General features: G+C 72.4%; 16 protein-coding genes. 7 read left to right on the plus strand and 9 right to left on the minus strand.

The window, feature by feature from the left end; all coding sequences use genetic code 11:
• Window positions 1-14 precede the first annotated feature (14 nt).
• Complete coding sequence (locus ACF3NH_RS07570; protein ID WP_422922412.1) at window positions 15-1280, minus strand: NupC/NupG family nucleoside CNT transporter; 1266 nt, start codon at window positions 1278-1280, stop codon at window positions 15-17.
• Window positions 1277-2488 carry a DNA recombination protein RmuC gene (locus ACF3NH_RS07575; RefSeq protein ID WP_422922413.1) on the minus strand — a complete coding sequence of 404 codons (1212 nt, stop codon included), beginning with the start codon at window positions 2486-2488 and terminating at the stop codon, window positions 1277-1279. The genes ACF3NH_RS07570 and ACF3NH_RS07575 overlap by 4 nt, the downstream gene beginning before the upstream one ends.
• Before the next feature lie 153 nt (window positions 2489-2641).
• On the opposite strand from ACF3NH_RS07575, the gene ACF3NH_RS07580 reads away from it, so the two are divergent.
• The 3 genes from ACF3NH_RS07580 (at window position 2642) to ACF3NH_RS07590 (ending at window position 4206) form a co-directional block, all read left to right on the plus strand.
• Entirely contained in the window at window positions 2642-3220 is a 579-nt protein-coding gene (locus ACF3NH_RS07580) for a helix-turn-helix domain-containing protein (protein WP_422922414.1), read from the plus strand.
• A gap of 13 nt (window positions 3221-3233) precedes the next feature.
• Complete coding sequence (locus tag ACF3NH_RS07585; RefSeq protein WP_422922415.1) at window positions 3234-3782, plus strand: GNAT family N-acetyltransferase; 549 nt, start codon at window positions 3234-3236, stop codon at window positions 3780-3782.
• A gap of 67 nt (window positions 3783-3849) precedes the next feature.
• The gene (locus ACF3NH_RS07590; protein ID WP_198365046.1) at window positions 3850-4206 is read left to right on the plus strand and encodes a PRC-barrel domain-containing protein; all 357 of its coding nucleotides are present in this window, start codon (window positions 3850-3852) and stop codon (window positions 4204-4206) included.
• A 58-nt stretch (window positions 4207-4264) separates the two neighbouring features.
• On the opposite strand, the gene purH is transcribed toward ACF3NH_RS07590, so the two are convergent.
• The 3 genes from purH to ACF3NH_RS07605 form a co-directional block, all read right to left on the minus strand.
• Window positions 4265-5842 (minus strand): bifunctional phosphoribosylaminoimidazolecarboxamide formyltransferase/IMP cyclohydrolase, encoded by a 1578-nt coding sequence (gene purH / locus ACF3NH_RS07595; RefSeq protein ID WP_198365047.1) that lies wholly within the window; start codon window positions 5840-5842, stop codon window positions 4265-4267.
• A gap of 132 nt (window positions 5843-5974) precedes the next feature.
• Window positions 5975-8845: a DNA polymerase I gene (gene polA / locus ACF3NH_RS07600; protein ID WP_198365048.1), complete on the minus strand. Its 2871-nt coding sequence runs from the start codon at window positions 8843-8845 to the stop codon at window positions 5975-5977.
• The gene (locus ACF3NH_RS07605; RefSeq protein WP_198365049.1) at window positions 8845-9069 is read right to left on the minus strand and encodes a zinc-finger domain-containing protein; all 225 of its coding nucleotides are present in this window, start codon (window positions 9067-9069) and stop codon (window positions 8845-8847) included. Before ACF3NH_RS07605 ends, polA begins: the two co-directional genes overlap by 1 nt.
• A gap of 225 nt (window positions 9070-9294) precedes the next feature.
• Between ACF3NH_RS07605 and ACF3NH_RS07610 the strand changes: the two genes are divergently transcribed.
• Together ACF3NH_RS07610 and ACF3NH_RS07615 are read left to right on the plus strand one after the other, a co-directional pair.
• The gene (locus tag ACF3NH_RS07610) at window positions 9295-9804 is read left to right on the plus strand and encodes a nucleoside deaminase (protein ID WP_304621595.1); all 510 of its coding nucleotides are present in this window, start codon (window positions 9295-9297) and stop codon (window positions 9802-9804) included.
• A gap of 208 nt (window positions 9805-10012) precedes the next feature.
• A complete protein-coding gene (locus ACF3NH_RS07615) occupies window positions 10013-11446 on the plus strand; it encodes a chlorohydrolase family protein (RefSeq protein WP_422922416.1) in 1434 nt (477 codons plus the stop codon).
• A gap of 73 nt (window positions 11447-11519) precedes the next feature.
• On the opposite strand, the gene ACF3NH_RS07620 is transcribed toward ACF3NH_RS07615, so the two are convergent.
• From ACF3NH_RS07620 to ACF3NH_RS07630, 3 genes are all read right to left on the minus strand, one after another.
• Window positions 11520-11954 (minus strand): pyridoxamine 5'-phosphate oxidase family protein, encoded by a 435-nt coding sequence (locus ACF3NH_RS07620; protein WP_422922417.1) that lies wholly within the window; start codon window positions 11952-11954, stop codon window positions 11520-11522.
• A 135-nt stretch (window positions 11955-12089) separates the two neighbouring features.
• Entirely contained in the window at window positions 12090-13115 is a 1026-nt protein-coding gene (locus tag ACF3NH_RS07625; protein ID WP_198365052.1) for an NADP-dependent oxidoreductase, read from the minus strand.
• A 118-nt stretch (window positions 13116-13233) separates the two neighbouring features.
• Window positions 13234-13617, minus strand: a complete 384-nt coding sequence (locus ACF3NH_RS07630) for a hypothetical protein (RefSeq protein ID WP_198365053.1) — start codon at window positions 13615-13617, stop codon at window positions 13234-13236.
• A 306-nt stretch (window positions 13618-13923) separates the two neighbouring features.
• Between ACF3NH_RS07630 and ACF3NH_RS07635 the strand changes: the two genes are divergently transcribed.
• Window positions 13924-14892 carry a DMT family transporter gene (locus ACF3NH_RS07635; RefSeq protein WP_422922418.1) on the plus strand — a complete coding sequence of 323 codons (969 nt, stop codon included), beginning with the start codon at window positions 13924-13926 and terminating at the stop codon, window positions 14890-14892.
• Window positions 14893-14911: 19 nt separating this feature from the next.
• Here the strand turns inward: ACF3NH_RS07635 and ACF3NH_RS07640 are convergent, their stop codons facing one another.
• Window positions 14912-15718, minus strand: a complete 807-nt coding sequence (locus ACF3NH_RS07640; protein WP_422922419.1) for a ferredoxin--NADP reductase — start codon at window positions 15716-15718, stop codon at window positions 14912-14914.
• A 123-nt stretch (window positions 15719-15841) separates the two neighbouring features.
• On the opposite strand from ACF3NH_RS07640, the gene ACF3NH_RS07645 reads away from it, so the two are divergent.
• Complete coding sequence (locus ACF3NH_RS07645) at window positions 15842-16603, plus strand: GNAT family N-acetyltransferase (RefSeq protein WP_422922420.1); 762 nt, start codon at window positions 15842-15844, stop codon at window positions 16601-16603.
• Window positions 16604-16670 lie beyond the last annotated feature (67 nt).

The raw sequence follows: 16670 nt of genomic DNA on the forward strand, positions 1-16670 counted from the left end.
AGCGTTCCCGCCGCTCACGGCACCGTCAACAGCCCCACCACCGCCCCCGTCATGCAGCAGGCGAGGTTGGCCGCCACCAGCGAGGGCCAGGCCAGCGCCAGGATGTCGCCCCGCCGCTCGGGGCACATCCCGGTCATGCCGGCCAGCATGATGCCGAGGGAGGCGAAATTGCTGAAGCCGCAGAGCGCGTAGGTCAGGATCAGCCGGCTGCGATCGTCCAGCCCCAGCCCGCCCGAGGTGGCGAGCTGCAGATAGGCGACGAACTCGTTCAGCACGACCTTGAGCCCGAGCGATCCGGCGACGGTCGCCAGATGCTCGCCGGGAATGCCCATCAGCCAGGCCAGCGGCCGGAACAGCAGGCCGAACAGCGCCTGCAACGACCAGCCGGTCAGCGGTTGCAGGATCATGTCGGCCAGCGTCACCAGCGCGACGAAGACGATCAGGCTGGCCATCACGCCGAGCAGCAGGGAGAGCCCGTCCGCCGTGCCGCGCACCAGGGCCTCCATGGAACTGTCATAGAGGCGGGGCGCGTGGGCCTCCTCCGCGACGGGCGGCGGGCCGGAGCCGGAATCGGGGCTGGCCCGGGGCGGGCGCATCAGCGCGCCGGCCAGGACGCTGGCGGGGGCGCTGATCAGGCTCGCCACCAGGAGCTGACCCGCCGCGTCCGGCACCACCGGCGCGAGCAGCGTCGCGTAGACCACCATCATGTTGCCGGCGATGGTCGCGAGCCCCGCGGTCATGACGATCATCATCTCGGCGGTGGAGAGCCGCGCCAGCCAGGGGCGGATCAGCAGCGGTGCCTCGACCATGCCGACGAAGACATTGGCGGCGACCGAGAAGCCGCAGGCGCCGGACAGGCCGAAGGCGCGGCGCAGCACCGCCGAGATGCCCCGCACCAGCAGGGGCAGGATGCGCCAGTGGTAGAGCAGGGCGGAGAGCGCGCCCACCACCAGGATCAGCGGCAGGGCCTGGAAGAACAGGATGAAGCTGGCCCCCGGCCGGATCTCGGCATAGGGCAGGGGGGCGCCGCCGAGATAGCCGAAGACCAGCGCGGTGCCGGCCTGGGTCGCCCGGTTCAGCGCCGTCACCGCCTCGCCCAGCGCGGCGAAGGCGGCGCGCAGCGGCGGCAGGTGCAGAAGCATCGCCGCCAGCGCCACCTGCAGCGCCAGCCCGGCCAGCAGGATGCGCCAGGGGACCGGGCGGCGGAAGCCGCCCAGGGCCCAGGCCAGGGCCGCGAGGCCGAGCAGCCCGAGGCCCGACTGCAGCTGCAGCCCGCTCACGCGCCGAGCGCCGCTTGCGGCAGCGTCTCCCCCCGGGGGGTCTCCTCCTCCACCTCGACGGCCTCGATCCGCGCCCCGGCGCGCAGGATCTTGTCGGTGGTGATGTCGATCTGGCGGATGTCGTCCTGCGCCTGGTTGAAATGCGCCTTCAGACGGCCGACGCGCTCGTTCAGCCGGGTGAGGTCAACCATCAGCTTCGCCACCTCCTCCTGAATGCGCCCCGCCTGGGCCCGCATCCGGACATCCTGCATCAGCGCCCGCATGGCGGAGAGCATGGCCCAGAGCGTGGTGGGCGAGGCGACATAGACCCGGCGCCGCTGCGCCTCGTCCACCAGCGCCGCGAAGCCGGTGTGCAGCTCGGCGAAGACCGCCTCGGAGGGGACGAAGAGGATCGCCGCCTCCGCCGTCTCGCCGGGGATCAGGTACTTGCGGGCGATGTCGTCCACATGGCGGCGCATGTCGGCGCTGAACTGCCGGGCGGCGACGGCGCGGCCCGGGGCGTCCTCCGCCTCGCGCAGCGCGGTCCAGGCCTCCAGCGGAAACTTGCTGTCCACCGCGACCGGGCCGGGCGGGTAGGGCAGGCGGATCAGGCAGTCGCATCGCGCGCCGGTCGAGAGGGTGTGCTGCCAGGAGAAGCCATCCGGCGGCAGGCGGTCCTCGATCAGCTGCCGCAGCTGCATCTCGCCGAAGGCCCCGCGCGACTGCTTGTTGCCCAGGATGGCGGTCAGGCTGTTCACCTGCCCGCCCAGCGCCTCCATGTTCTGCCGCGCCGCGTCGATGACGGCGAGCCGCTCCTGGATCTGCCCGGCCGTCTCCTGCGCCTGACGGGCCTGCTCCGAGAGGTTGCGCGCCAGCTTCTCGTTCTGCGCCGCCAGCGCCGCGTCCATCCGCTCGTTCTGCGCCGCCAGGGCGCGGTGGACGGCCAGGTTGGCGGCGGCGAGCTTCTCGTTCTGCGCCGTCAGCGCCTGGGCCAGGCGGTGCGTGGTCTCCTCCAGCCGCTCGCCCAGCATCCGGTCCTGCTGCGCCAGGCGCTCGGCGGTCATGCCGGCCAGCCGTTCCTGCGTGCCGGCCAGGGCCTCCAGCTTGCCGGCCAGCAGCATGAAGCCCTCCGCGGCCGGGGCCGCCGTGGGGCGCCGCAGCGCCACCGCCAGGAGACCCAGGGTGATCAGCACGGCGAGACAGGCCAGGGGCAGCAACCAATCGGGCATGAGCGACTCCGTGACGCGCCCATCCTAGAGCGCTTTGCCGCGCCGGGGACGGGGGAAACGGGCTATAGCCTTGTTTCGCCCAAGGATTCCCACCCGCGGCCGGACGGGCGGTCCGGCTTGACGATATCTCTATGATGAGAGATTTTCTCATCCATGAGAGATGTCGAGGCGCCCGATCCCTTTGAGGCCCGCATCGCCACCCGGCTGGGGCAGTTGCGCGCGGTACGCGGCCTGTCGCTGGACCAGCTGGCGGAGCGGAGCGGCATCAGCCGCGCCACCCTGTCACGACTGGAGCGGGGCGAGGCCAGCCCGACCGCCGCCATGCTGGGCCGGCTCTGCGCCGTCCATGGCCTGACCCTGTCGCGGCTGATGGCCGAGGTGGAGGAGGCCGCGCCCGACCTCCTCCCCGCCGCCGCGCAGCCGCGCTGGACCGATCCCGAGACCGGCTTCCGCCGCCGCGCCGTCTCGCCGCCCGGGCCGGGCCTGCGCGGCGAGTTGCTGGAAGGCCTGCTGCCGCCGGGTGCCGCCATCGCCTATGCCGCCCCGCCCCTGGCGGGGCTGGAGCATCACCTCTGGCTGCTGGAGGGTGCGCTGGAGCTGACGATCGGGCCGGTGACGCACCGCCTCTCCCCCGGCGATTGCCTGCGCTACCGCCTGCACGGCCCGAACCGCTTCCACTGCCCGGCCGGAGGCGCCGCCGCGCGCTACGTCCTGGCCATCTGCCAGCCCTGAAGGAGCCGCCGCCATGATCGAGGAACTGACCGCCGGGACCCTGCCCGCGGCCCTGCCCGGCCTCGCCGGGCTGCTGGTCGCCTGCGTCGAGGCCGGGGCCAGTATCGGCTTCCTCCCGCCGATGCGGCCGGCCGAGGCGGCGGCCTACTGGGATGGGCTCGCCGGCGCCCTCGCCACGGGCGAGCGGCGGATGCTCCTGGCACGGGATGGGCGGGGCGCCGTGACCGGCACCGCCTCGCTGGTCCTGGCCGGCCTGCCGAACGGCCGGCACCGCGCCGAGGTGGCGAAGGTGATGGTGCATCCCGCGGCCCGGCGGCAGGGCGTCGGCCGGGCGCTGATGCTGCGGCTGGAGGCGCTGGCCCGCGAGGAGGGGCGCGACCTGCTGGTGCTGGACACCAAGAGCGGCGAGGCGGCGGAACGGCTCTATCGCGCGCTGGGCTGGATCGCCGTCGGCGAGGTGCCCGGCTATGCGCTGGAGCCCGGGGGGCGGTGCACCACCACCTTCATGTACCGCGCCCTCGGCGGAGCGCCGCCGGACGTGGGGCTGGTTGGCAAGGGTTAAAAATATGCAACCCGGCCACCGGGGCGACGTTGACCGCCCATAAGAACCTGAAAGGAAACATGGGCTTATGCGCCAGATCATTCTCGCCGCCAGCTTCGCCATGGCCCTGCCCGGGCTGGCCTTCGCGCAGAGCGGCGGCATGCGGATCGAAGAAGGCCAGATCCGCGCCAAGCAGCTGATGGACCGCGACGTCTACAGCACCGACAACAAGGAGATCGGCGAGGTCGAGGACCTGGTGATCGACACCGCGAGCGGGCGCATCGTCACCACCGTGGTGGAGGTCGAGGGCCGGCTCGGCATGACGGACAAGTATGTCTCGGTGCCGCTGAACAGGCTCAGCCTCAAGCCCGGCGAGCGGCGCGTGACGATCGACATGACCGAGGAGCAGGTGAAGAGCCTGCCGGGCATCGACTACCGCGACTGAGGGCGCGGCCGGGAGGGGGGGGGACTCCTCTCCCGGCCGACTCGTCCGGTTCCGCCGCTCAGTGGCGGAAGTGGCGCATGCCGGTCAGCACCATGGCGAGGCCGGCCTCGTCCGCCGCCGCGATCACCTCGTTGTCGCGGATCGAGCCGCCCGGCTGGATCACCGCCGTGGCGCCGGCCGCCGCCGCCGCCTGCAGCCCGTCCGCGAAGGGGAAGAAGGCGTCGGAGGCGACCACCGAGCCATGCGCCAGCGGCGCCTCCAGCCCGGCCGCCTTGGCCGCCTCGGCCGATTTCCAGGCGGCGATGCGCGCCGAATCCACCCGGCTCATCTGCCCGGCGCCGACGCCCACCGTGGCGCCGCCGCGGGCATAGACGATGGCGTTCGACTTCACGTGCTTGCAGACGCGGAACGCGAAGATCAGATCGGCCATCTCCTGCTCCGTCGGCGCCCGCTTCGTCACCACCTTCAGCCCTTCGGGCGCCACGCGGCCGGCATCGCGCGACTGCGCCAGGAAGCCGCCCGAGACGGAGCGCAGCAGGCGGCCCGGCGCCGCCGGGTCGGGCAGGCCGCCGGTCAGCAGCAGGCGCAGGTTCTTCTTGCGGGCGAAGATGGCCCGCGCCGCCTCATCCGCGTCCGGCGCCACCACCACCTCGGTGAAGATGGCCGAGATGCGCTCTGCCGCCGCGGCGTCGAGCCTGCGGTTGGCGGCGACGATGCCGCCGAAGGCCGAGACCGGGTCGCAGCGCAGCGCCAGCTCCCAGGCGCCGGCGAGATCGGCGCCCTCGGCCACGCCGCAGGGATTGGCGTGCTTGACGATGACGATGGCCGGCCGCTCGAACTCGGCGACGCATTCGAAGGCGGCGTCCGTGTCGTTCAGGTTGTTGTAGGACAACTCCTTGCCCTGCACCTGCTCGGCGGTGGCGATGCCGGGGCGGTTCGAGCCGTCGGTGTAGAAGGCGGCGCGCTGGTGCGGATTCTCGCCGTAGCGCAGCGTCTGCCGCAGCACCCCGGCGGCGGCCAGGCGCGGCGGGAACTCCTGGCCGAGCCCCTCGGCGAACCAGGCGGAGATGGCGGCGTCATAGGCCGCCGTGCGGGCGAAGGCGGCGGCGGCGAGGCGGCGGCGGGTGGCCAGGCCGGGGCCGCCCTGCCGCTCGATCTCGGCCTGCACCTCGGCCATCTGTTCCGGCGCCGTGATGACGGTGACATCGGCATGGTTCTTGGCCGCCGCGCGGGTCAGGGCCGGGCCGCCGATGTCGATCTCCTCGACCGTCTCGCCATGGGAGGCGCCCTTCGCGACGGTGGCCTCGAAGGGGTAGAGGTTGGAGACCAGCAGGTCGATCGGCGCGATGCCGTGCTGCGCCATCTGCGCCACATGACCCGCATCGTCGCGGCGGCCAAGCAGGCCGCCATGGATCTGCGGCACCAGGGTCTTGACCCGGCCGTCCAGGATCTCGGGGAAGCCGGTGTGGTCGGAGACGTCCTTCACCGGCAGTCCGGCCTCGCGCAGCAGGCGCGCGGTGCCGCCGGTCGAGAGGATCTCCACGCCCTTGCCGGCGAGGAAGCGGGCGAAATCCAGCAGCCCGGTCTTGTCATGCACCGAGATCAGGGCGCGGCGGATGGTCACGATATCGGCCATGGGGGGCGAACCTTTCCGGCAGTCACAGCATCGGGCGCGGGATAGACCCTTGGCGCGCAAGGCTCAACCGGGAGCGGCGCGGGGCTGGGGTGCGTCAGCGGGGCCGGTGAGGGCGTCGCCCTGCGCCCTTCCTCAATGCGCCACGCCCCAGTTCGGCCCGAACCCGATCTCGGCCTTCAACGGCACGCGCAGCTGGGCGACGCCTTCCATCACCTGCCGCACCACCGCGGAGGTCGCCTCCACCTCCGCCTCCGGCACCTCGAAGAGCAGCTCGTCATGCACCTGCAGCAGCATCCGCGCGGCGAGGCCCGCCTCGCGCAGCGCCAGCGGCATGCGCACCATGGCGCGCTTGATGATCTCGGCCGCGCCCCCCTGGAAGGGGGCGTTGATGGCGGCGCGCTCGGCATTGCCGCGCCGCGCCTGCTCGCGCGCCTGGATGCCGTCGATCCAGAGCCGGCGGCCGAAGGGCGTCTCGACATAGCCGCGCTCGCGCGCCTCGGATTTCAGCCGCTCCATCTCCTCCAGGATGCCGGGGTAGCGGGTGAAATAGGCCTCGATGATGCCGCGCGCCTCGCCCGGCCCGATGCCGAGCCGCGCCGCCAGGCCGAAGGCCGACATGCCGTAGATGATGCCGAAGTTGATCGTCTTGGCCCGGCGCCGCGCCTCCCGGTCCACCTTCGCGGGGTCGAGGTTGAAGATGTCGGCGGCGGTGCGGCTGTGGATGTCCTCGCCGCGCTCGAAGGCCTCGCGCAGCGAGGGCACGTCGGCCAGATGGGCCAGCAGCCGCAGCTCGATCTGCGAATAGTCGGCGGCCAGCAGCACATGCCCCGGCTCGGCGACGAAGGCGCGGCGGATGCGCGCCCCCTCCTCGGTGCGGATCGGGATGTTCTGCAGGTTGGGCTCGGTCGAGGAGAGCCGGCCGGTGGAGGTGACGGCCATGGAGAAATCGGTGTGGACGCGGCCGTCGCGCTTGTCGATCTGCGCCGCCAGCCCCTCGACATAGGTGGATTTCAGCTTGGCGAGCTGGCGCCAGTGCAGCACCCGGCGCGGCAGTTCATGGCCGCGCGCGGCGAGATCCTCCAGCACGGCGGCATCCGTCCCCCAGGCGCCGGCCTTGCCGCGCTTGCCGCCGGGCAGGCCCATCTCGTCGAACAGGATCTCGCCCAGCTGCTTCGGGGAGCCGACATTGAAGGGCTTGCCGGCGAGGCCATGGATCTCCTGCTCCAGCGTCACCATGCGCTGGCCGAAATCCTCGCCGATGCGGGCCAGCTCGGCGCCGTCCACCCGGATGCCGGCGACCTCCATCTCGCGCAGCACGCCGACCATGCGGCGCTCCACCTGCTCATAGAGCGCCAGCGCCCGGTTCGGCAGCAGGCGCGGCCGCAGCGCGTGCCAGAGCCTGAGCGTGACATCGGCATCCTCGGCGGCATAGGCCGTCGCCTTGTCGAGCGCCACCTGGCTGAAGGGAATCCGGGCGCGGCCCGTGCCGGTCACCTCGTCGAAGGACACCGGGCGGTGGCCGAGATGGCGCAGCGACAGCTCGTCCATGCCGTGCCCGTGCCGGCCGGCATCCATGCTGTAGGAGATCAGCATGGTGTCATCGACCGGATCGAGGGTGAGGGCGCCGTGCTCGGGCCGGCCCAGCACCTCCAGATCGTACTTGGCGTTGTGCAGGATCTTGAGGATGGCGGGATCGGCCAGCAGCGGCCGCAGCGCCTCGACCACCGCCTCCTGCGTCATCTGCGCCGGCGCCTCGGGCGCGGCCTGGAGCATGTCCCCGGTGCCCGGCGGCGGGCCGTGGCGCAACGGGATGTAGCAGGCGCGGCCCGGCGCCACGGCCAGCGAGAGGCCCACCAGATTGGCCCGCAGCGCGTCCAGCGCATCGGTCTCGGTGTCGATCGCCAGCAGGCCGCCGGCCCGCGCCGCTTCCAGGTAGGGGGCGAGGCCCGCCGCGTCGGTCACCGTCTCGTAGGGGCCGAAGGGCGCGGCATCGGCGGCGGGGGTGATCTCGGTGGTGGCGCCCGGCGCCGGCTCCGGCAGTTGCGGCACGAAGCGCGGCCGGCTGACCGGCGCGCTCTCCGGCGCCGCGTCGCCGTCCAGCCCCATGCGGTGCAGCAGCGAGCGGAAGCCCTGCTCGCGCAGGAAGCCGGCCAGCCGGCCCGGCTCCGGCGGGCGGGCCAGCAGGTCGTCGATCGGGCGCGGCAGCGGCGCCGCGGCATCGAGCTGCACCAGCCGGCGGCTGATCCGCGCCAGCTCGGCATGCGCGATCAGCGCCTCGCGCCGCTTCGGCTGCCTGATCTGCGGCGCCGCGGCCAGCAGCCCCTCCAGGTCGCCATACTCGGTGATCAGCGCCGCGGCGGTCTTGATGCCGATGCCGGGCACGCCGGGCACGTTGTCGGTGCTGTCGCCGGCCAGCGCCTGCACGTCCACCACCTTCTCCGGCGGGACACCGAACTTCTCCAGCACGTCCGGCTCGCGGATCGGCTTCTGCTTGATCGGGTCCAGCAGCTGCACGCCGGGACGGACGAGCTGCATCAGGTCCTTGTCGGAGGAGACGATCGTCACCTGCCCGCCCAGCGCCTCGAAGCCGCGGGCATAGGCGGCGATGAGGTCATCCGCCTCGTAGTTCTCCAGCTCGATGCAGGCGACGCCATAGGCCGCCGTGGCCTCGCGGATCAGGGCGAACTGCGGCACCAGCTCCGGCGGCGCCTCGGGCCGGTGCGCCTTGTACTGGTCGTAGATCTGGTTGCGGAAGGTGACGCGGGAGGCGTCGAAGACCACCGCGATATGCGTGCTGGCATGGCGGGTCAGGAACTGGCCCAGCATGTTGGTGAAGCCGAAGACGGCGTTCACCGGCACCCCGTCCGGCCGCGTCATCGGCGGCAGGGCGTGGAAGGCGCGGAAGATGTAGCCCGAGCCGTCGACCAGGATCAGGTGCGGCTCGGCCTCCTTCGGGGCCTCGGCCAGGATCCCGGACGGGACGGTTCCTTCCGCGCCGGCCATCAGTGGTGCCCGTCGTCGCCCGCGCCCTCGGCCAGGACATAGGTCCGGGAGCAGTAGGGGCAGGTGACCTGCCGGTCCTCGATGCGGAGATAGACGGTCGGGTGGCCAAGCGCCCCGCCGCCATTGTTGCAGGCGACGACGCGGGACTGCACCTCGGTCAGGTCCTCGGGGGTCACGCCGGGCAGCAGCATCGGGGCATAGCCGGTCAGGTTCGCGTCACGCATGGCAAGGGGGTTCCATCCGGAAGGCTGGCAAGGTGGGCGGACCATAGGGCCTCGGGCGGCGGCATGCCAGCGGGGGCGGGACCGTCCCCTGAAGACCGCTTCCGAGGCCGGCCGGCGGCGGGGGGGCCGCATCGCACCCTCGCGGTTGGCGGCGGGACTCGATACGAATAGTCCGGGCCGGACGCGGCGGCATCCCGGCAAGGCGGAGAGGGGCGGAGGGGAAAGATGCAGCAGGATCGCGACGCGGCCTTCATGGGCCTCGCCCTGGCGCAGTCGGAACGGGCCGCCGCGCGCGGCCAGACGCCCTTCGGCGCGGTGGTGGTGGACCCGGAGGGCGCGCCGGGCGGCCTGGTGGTGGGCGAGGGCCACAACCAGGTGCGCGCCGACCGCGATCCCTCGGCGCATAGCGAGGTGATGGCCCTCCGCGCCGCCTGGAGGCGGCTCGGCAGCGCGGCGGCCCTGCGGCGCTGCACGCTCTACACCAATTGCGAGCCCTGTCTGATGTGCAGCACCGTGATCGCCCAGTTCGGCATTCCGCGCGTGGTGGTGGCGGCGCGCGCCAGCGACGTGCCGGGCTCCCGCCCGGTGCTGGGCCTCGGCCTGCCGGGGGTGGCGGCGTGGCAGAACCGGCAGCCGGACTGGCCGGCGGTCGAGGTGGTGCAGGACCTGCGGCGCGAGGAGGCGGTCCGCATCATCCGGGCCTTTCCCTGGGAGGCGCCCTGGGACGCGGCCTGACGCCGGCGGCGCCGGCGCGGCGGGCCGGCCGGTATCGCCCTGCGGGCAGGCGAAGGGCATGGGGGGTTTCCTGGACCGGTGCTTCCGCCCGGTTTCAGGCCGTGCCCGCATCCCGCGGCCCGGGAAAGCGGTGAAACGCGGCGTCCCCGATTGACCCTGCCCCGCGGCTGGGAAAGGCTTCCCTTTCCGCCCAGATGGAGAATGCCCGATGGCCCGCACGCTGATCCGCGCCTCGCACATCATCGCCTGCCAGGATGGCGGGCACCGCCATCTGAAGGACGGGGTGGTGGTGGTCGAGGACGACAAGATCCTGCATGTCGGCCGCGACTTCGACGGGACCGTGGACCAGACCATCGACGCCGCCGGCAAGGTGGTGACGCCCGGCTTCATCAACACCCATGCGCATCTGTCGGAGAGCCCGCTCGACAAGAGCTTCGTCGAGGATCGCGGCCCGCGGCAGTTCTACCTCTCCGGCCTGTTCGAGTTCCTCTCGGCGCGCGATGGCGCCATCACCGAGGAGGCGCGCCGCGCCTGCATCGCCTATTCCATGCCCGAGCTGCTGCGCACCGGCACGACGACCATCATGGAGATCGGCCGGCATGGCGACGTGGTGGCCGAGCACGCAGCGCGCTGCGGCATCCGCGCCTATATCGGCCAGGGCTACCGCTCCGGCCGGTGGTACACCGACAACGGCCGCACCGTGGACTACGAGTGGACCGAGGATGACGGCGTCGGCGCCATGGATGCCGCGATCGACTTCATCGAGCGCGTGGACGGGCGCGAGGGCGGCCGCATCAAGGGCTTCCTGACGCCGATGCAGATCGACACCTGCTCCGAGGCGCTGCTGCGCCGCTCGGCCGAGGCGTCGAAGGCCATGGGCGTGCCGCTGGCGCTGCATGTCAGCCAGTCGGTGCCCGAATTCCACGAGATGACGCGCCGCCATGGCTGCACGCCGATCGAGTGGCTGCAGAGGATCGACTTCCTGTCCGAGCGCTGCATCCTCGGCCATTGCATCATTCCGGGCGAGAGCAGCTGGGCCAACTACCAGGCCGACGATATCGGCATCCTGGCCGACACGGGCGCCAATGTCGCGCATGCGGTGTGGGTGTTCGCGCGGCGCGGCATCGCCATGGAGAGCTTCGCCCGCTACCAGGCGCGCGGCGTCAACATGACCATCGCGACCGACACCTGCCCGCAGAGCATGATCGAGGCGATGCGCTGGACCTCGGTGGTCAGCAAGATCGTCGACCGGCGCACCCAGGTCGCCACGGCGGCGGACGTGTTCAACGCCGCGACCCTGAACGGCGCGAAGGCGCTGGGCCGCGACGACCTCGGCCGCATCGCGCCCGGCGCCAAGGCCGACCTGCTGATCTGGGGCGGCGAGTCGCTGTTCATGACGCCGCTGCGCGACCCGATCCGCAACATCGTCTTCTCGGCCACCGCCGAGGATCTGGAGACCTCCATCATCGACGGCCGCGTGGTGATGCAGGACCAGGTGGTGCCGGGCTACGATCCGGTGGAACTCGGGCGCGCGGTGCAGAAGGGCGCCGAGGCGATGTGGGCGGGCATGAAGTCGCGCGACTGGGCCGGGCGCGACATCGAGCAGCTCTCGCCCTCCTCCTTCCCCGCCTTCAAGGGCTGAGGCGGGGCCGGGCGGGGGACGGCGCGCGCGCCGCCCCCCGCCTGGGAAGCCTGGCTGTCAGAAGCCCTGGCCGTCAAAGGGTGACCTCGCCCTCCTCCGTGCCGTCCCAGTAGGTGATGCGGGTGGCATGGACCTTGACGATCAGGAGGCCCGGCGTCTCGATACCCTGCTCGAACCAGCGGTCCAGCTCCTTGGTCCAATGGGCCTCGAAGGCGCCCTTGTCCCGGATCAGCTCGGCCTTCCCCTCGACCGCGATGAAGAGCGGCCGCTGCCCGAGCATGCCCTTGCTGCCGGTGAAGGAGAGGGCGACCTTCGGGTCACGCTCGATATCCTCGACCGTGTGCGTCGTCTCCAGGGTGAAGAAGTACGAATCGCCCTCGTATTCGACATCGCCGTTGTTGCTCATCGGCCGGCTGGCGATGTCGCCGCTCGCGGCGTGGGTCGAAAGCATGCAGAAGTCGATGCTGCGCATCGACTTCGACAGCTCGGACAGGGTCATCTGGCGCATCGGCATTCTCCCAGGGGGTATCCGGATGCCGAACGCATGGCCGCCGCTTCCGGTTGACCCGGGATGGCCATCGATGCCGGATCGCGGGGCGCGGGCCGGTTCCCGCTGCCCGGCGAGGCCGGCCCGCGCCAGCCCTCACTCCGGTGCCACGCGCACCAGCAGCTTGCCGAAATTCTTCCCCTCCAGCAGGCCGATGAAGGCCTCCGGCGCCGCCTCCAGCCCCTCCACCACATCCTCGCGGTAGCGCACCTTCCCCTCGCGGATCCAGCCGGCCATCTGCTGGCGGAATTCCGGCATCTGCTTCGCGAATTCCCTCTGGATGAAGCCGCGGATGGTGAGGCTGCGGGACAGCACCTGGCGCATCAGCACCGGCAGCCGGTCCGGGCCGGGGAACTCGCCCGTGCTGTTGTACTGCGCGATCAGGCCACAGACCGGAATGCGGGCGAATTCGTTGAACAGCGGGAAGACCGCGTCCCACACGGCGCCGCCGACATTCTCGAAATAGACATCCACGCCCTCCGGGCAGGCGGCGGCGAGCTGCGCCGGGAAATCGGGCGCGCGATGGTCGATCGCCGCGTCGAAGCCCAGCTCCTCCCGGATGAAGGCGCATTTCGCCGCGCCCCCGGCGATGCCGACGGCGCGCGCGCCCTGGAGGCGGGCGATCTGCCCCACCGCCGAGCCCACCGGCCCGCTGGCCGCCGCCACCACCACCGTCTCCCCGGCCCTGGGCCGGCCGATGTTCAGCAGCCCGGCCCAGGCGGTGAAGCCCGGCATGCCCAGCACGCCGAGCGCGGTGGAGACGGGGGCCTCGGCCGGGTCCAGCCTGCGCAGCCCGCGCCCGTCCGAGAGCGCGTGGCTCTGCCAGCCGGAATGCGACAGCACGACCTCCCCCTCGGTGAAGTCCGGGTTGCGCGAGCGCAGCACGCGGGAGACGGTGCCGCCTTCCATCACGGCGCCGATCTCGACCGGGGCGGCATAGGATTTCGCGGCGCTCATCCGGCCGCGCATATAGGGATCGAGCGAGAGGTAGAGGGTTTCCAGCAGGACCTCGCCCTCGGCGGGCTCCGGGATGGGCTGGGTGTCGAGGCGGAGGTCGGAGGCCTTCGGCCGCCCCTCGGGCCGGCTGGCGAGCAGGTAGCGGCGGTTCATCGGCGCGGTCATGGCGTGTCATCCCTGGCGGTTGCCGGGGAAAGGTAGGGACGCCGCGCCGGTGGCGCACCCCCCTCGGATGGCGGGCGGGAAGGCCGGAGCCCGGCGGCGGCGCCGGGCTCCGCCCGGCTCAACGCGGGGTCGCGTTGAACTTGTCGAAGAGCGTGTTGGCCGCGTTGACACAGGCCTGCAGCGGCTCCTTGTCCGAGCAGTGGACGCGCACCGCCGTGTCGCCGCGGCGGAAGGAGAAGCTGGAGCCCGGCGGGGGCGGCGGCGGGCGATGCATGCCGTGCATCATGTGCGGGCCGCGCGGCGGGCGCGGGCCTTCCGCCCGGTCGCCCGATCCGCCCATGGGGCCACCCATGGGTCCGCCCATCGGGCCGCGATCCGGGCGCTGCGGCGCCTCGGCGGCGGGGCCACCGGCCGGCGGGGCCGGCGGCGCGGGCTGGGCGGCAGCCAGGCCCGAAAGCCCCAGCCCGAGGACGCCCACACCCAGCATCAACAGTCGACGCATCGCCTCTTCCTTTCCTGGCTTCCCGGCAGGCCAAGGGCCTGCCTGCGGTCCGGAGGATAGGGGAGGCGCCATGACCCGTCTCATACGATGGGAAACCAAATGTCTCTCAAAGGCGGCGAAACCAGGGCGGCGGGGGGAGCAGGGCGCTTGCGGCGTCCCCGGCGCCGGCCTTAGGTGGTCCGGTCCACCCACTCCACGGAGGCAATACGGATTGGCCCTGAACCTCAGCGCGCGGGCCGGCCTCGACGGGAACGGATGCCTGCCCGCCGGGGCGAAAGCCATGGCGGCGGAACCGGGGAAGGCCCTGTGAGCGGCCCGGGAAAACCCCTGTCCGGCGCCCTCGCGATCCTCGTCGCGGCGGTCCTGTGGGGAACGACGGGCACGGCGGCGACCTTCGCGCCGGGCGTCTCCGCCGCCGCGATCGGGGCGGCGGCCATGGGCATCGGCGGTCTTCTGCAGGCCGCGGTCGCGGGCGCGGGCATCGCCAGGGCGCGGACCCTCCTCGCGCGGCACTGGCGCGACCTCGCCCTGGGCGCCGCCTCCGTGGCGGTCTATCCGCTGGCCTTCTATGCCTCCATGCGCATGGCGGGTGTCACGATCGGTACCGTCATCTCCATCGGCTCGGCGCCGCTTCTCGCCGCCCTGATCGAATACCGGATGGAGGGCCTCAGGCTCACGAGGCGCTGGCTGACCGGCGCGGCCCTCGGGCTCGCGGGCATGCTGCTGATGAGCCTGGCGGAGGCGACCGGGCGCCCGATGCCGGGCGGCGCCTCCCCGGTCGCGGGCATCCTGCTGGGTCTTATCGCGGGGCTGACCTACGCGATGTACTCCTGGACGGCGCGCCGGCTGATGCGGAACGGCGTGCCCTCGATGGCGGCCATGGGCGCGACCTTCGGCGCCGGCGGCCTGCTTCTGCTGCCGGTGCTGCTCGCGACCGGCGCGCCCTTCCTCGCCTCCTGGAGCAACGCCGCGGTCGGCGCCTACATGGCGACGGTGCCGATGTTCCTCGGCTATCTCTGCTTCGGCTACGGGCTCGCGCGGATCGCCGCCAGCACGGCGACGACGATCACGCTGTTCGAGCCGGTGGTGGCCGCCGGGCTCGCCGTGCTCGTCGTCGGCGAACGGATGCCGCCCCTCGGCTGGCTGGGGGTGGGCCTCGTGGTCCTCTGCCTCGTCATCGTGAGCGCGCCGGCCGGGCGGCGGCCGGGCCCGGTGGCCGGCCCGGTGGCCAACCCGGTGGCCGCCGAGCCCCGGTTGCGGCGGGCGGGGCCCTGACGGCGCCGCCCGCCCGCCCTTACTTCTCCACGAAGGCCTTCTCGATCACGTAATGGCCGGGACGGCTGTTGGCGCCTTCCTCGAAGCCCATGCCCTCCAGCAGATCCTTGGTCTCGGCCAGCATCTCCGGGCTGCCGCAGAGCATGATGCGGTCGCTCTCCGGCGTGAAGCGCGGCAGGCCGAGGTCGCTGAACAGCTTGCCGGAGCGGATCAGGTCGGTGACGCGGCCCTGGTTGCGGAAGGGCTCCCGCGTCACGGTCGGGTAGTAGAGCAGCTTGTCCCCGACCAGCTCGCCCAGCACCTCGTCCCGCGGCAGGGCCTCGATCATCGCCGCATAGGCCAGCTCCTTCGCCTGCCGCACCCCGTGCAGCAGCACCACCCGCTCGAACCGGTCATAGACCTCCGGCTCGCGGATCAGCGACAGGAAGGGCGCGAGGCCGGTGCCGGTGCCATAGAGCCACAGCGTCCGGCCCGGCAGCAGCGCGTCGGTGACCAGCGTGCCGACCGACTTCCGGCCGACCAGGATCTCGTCGCCCGGGCGGATGTGCTGCAGCCGGCTGGTCAGCGGGCCGTCCTGCACCTTGATCGACAGGAATTCGAGCCCCTCGTCATAGGGCGGCGAGGCCACGGAATAGGCGCGCACCAGCGGCTTGCCGTCCACCACCAGCCCGATCATGACGAACTGCCCGGCGGTGAAGCGCAGGGCCGGGTTGCGCGTGCAGCGGAAGCTGAACAGGCGCTCGGTCCAGTGATGCACGCTTTCCACCGTCTCGGTGAAATAGGCGGCATGGGCGGATTTGAGGACGGGTCGGGTTTCGGCGTTCATCGGCGAAGACATGGCCTTTTCGTTGCGCCGGGCAAGTCTCAGGGGAGCCTTGGGCCGGAAGGCGAGGGCAGGGCCAAAGCACGGCTTGCAAGCGGAAGCGGTTGCGGTGAGCCTTCGCCTATCATGAGCACGCCCCCGGACGCCACACCTCGCGACGCAACCCCCCCATCGGCTGCGGTCGGGCCGCCGCCGCTCGGGCCGGCGGTGGACCCCACGCCCCGGCCCCTGCCCGCCCGCGTGCCGCATCGCGGCGCCAGCGTCACGCTGGAGCCGCTCGGCCTGCGCCACGCGGAGGAGCTGTGGGAGGCGGTGCGGGGCGCCGACGACAGCTGGGCCTATCTGGGCTACGGCCCCTTCGCGGATTTCGGCCCCTTCCGGACGTTCCTGGGCGGCTTCTGCACCACGCACGACCCGATCGCCTGGGCGGTGCGGCCGCACCTCTCGGGCCGCGCCCAGGGCTGGCTGACGCTGATGGAGATCCAGCCCGCCCATGCCGCCATCGAGCTGGGCAACATCTGGTTCTCGCCGCGCATGCAGCGGACGCGGGCCGCCACCGAGGCGATGTTCCTGCTGATGCGCCACGCCATGGACGACCTCGGCTACCGCCGCCTGGTCTGGAAATGCAACGCGCTGAACGCTCCCTCGCGCCGCGCCGCCGCGCGCCTCGGCTTCGTGCCCGAGGGCGAGCACCGGGCGCATCTGGTGGTCAAGGGGCGGCGGCGCGACACCGCCTGGTTCTCCATCCTGGAGGAGGAGTGGCCGGCCCGGCGCGACGCCATCGCCGCCTGGCTGGAGGAGTCGAATTTCGACCAGCACGGGCGGGCCCGGCGCGGCCTGAGCGGGGTCGACCTGGGCGGGGTCGACCTGAGCGGGGCGGCCGGCTGAGGCCCCGGGGTCGGGGCGCGCCGCCTTCGCTGCAACGCAACCTTGAACGGAACCCTGGCCCGCCTGC

This window comes from Pseudoroseomonas sp. WGS1072, assembly GCF_049340465.1.
Lineage (GTDB): Bacteria > Pseudomonadota > Alphaproteobacteria > Acetobacterales > Acetobacteraceae > Pseudoroseomonas.

What these genes read in the sequence shown, in the direction of transcription:
- ACF3NH_RS07575 (WP_422922413.1), bottom strand. Translation starts at nt 2,488, where the DNA reads ATGCCCGATTGGTTGCTGCCCCTGGCCTGTCTCGCCGTGCTGATCACC.
- ACF3NH_RS07580 (WP_422922414.1), top strand. Translation starts at nt 2,642, where the DNA reads ATGAGAGATGTCGAGGCGCCCGATCCCTTTGAGGCCCGCATCGCCACC.
- ACF3NH_RS07585 (WP_422922415.1), top strand. Translation starts at nt 3,234, where the DNA reads ATGATCGAGGAACTGACCGCCGGGACCCTGCCCGCGGCCCTGCCCGGC.
- ACF3NH_RS07590 (WP_198365046.1), top strand. Translation starts at nt 3,850, where the DNA reads ATGCGCCAGATCATTCTCGCCGCCAGCTTCGCCATGGCCCTGCCCGGG.
- purH (WP_198365047.1), bottom strand. Translation starts at nt 5,842, where the DNA reads ATGGCCGATATCGTGACCATCCGCCGCGCCCTGATCTCGGTGCATGAC.
- polA (WP_198365048.1), bottom strand. Translation starts at nt 8,845, where the DNA reads ATGGCCGGCGCGGAAGGAACCGTCCCGTCCGGGATCCTGGCCGAGGCC.
- ACF3NH_RS07605 (WP_198365049.1), bottom strand. Translation starts at nt 9,069, where the DNA reads ATGCGTGACGCGAACCTGACCGGCTATGCCCCGATGCTGCTGCCCGGC.
- ACF3NH_RS07610 (WP_304621595.1), top strand. Translation starts at nt 9,295, where the DNA reads ATGCAGCAGGATCGCGACGCGGCCTTCATGGGCCTCGCCCTGGCGCAG.
- ACF3NH_RS07615 (WP_422922416.1), top strand. Translation starts at nt 10,013, where the DNA reads ATGGCCCGCACGCTGATCCGCGCCTCGCACATCATCGCCTGCCAGGAT.
- ACF3NH_RS07620 (WP_422922417.1), bottom strand. Translation starts at nt 11,954, where the DNA reads ATGCGCCAGATGACCCTGTCCGAGCTGTCGAAGTCGATGCGCAGCATC.
- ACF3NH_RS07625 (WP_198365052.1), bottom strand. Translation starts at nt 13,115, where the DNA reads ATGACCGCGCCGATGAACCGCCGCTACCTGCTCGCCAGCCGGCCCGAG.
- ACF3NH_RS07630 (WP_198365053.1), bottom strand. Translation starts at nt 13,617, where the DNA reads ATGCGTCGACTGTTGATGCTGGGTGTGGGCGTCCTCGGGCTGGGGCTT.
- ACF3NH_RS07640 (WP_422922419.1), bottom strand. Translation starts at nt 15,718, where the DNA reads ATGAACGCCGAAACCCGACCCGTCCTCAAATCCGCCCATGCCGCCTAT.
- ACF3NH_RS07645 (WP_422922420.1), top strand. Translation starts at nt 15,842, where the DNA reads ATGAGCACGCCCCCGGACGCCACACCTCGCGACGCAACCCCCCCATCG.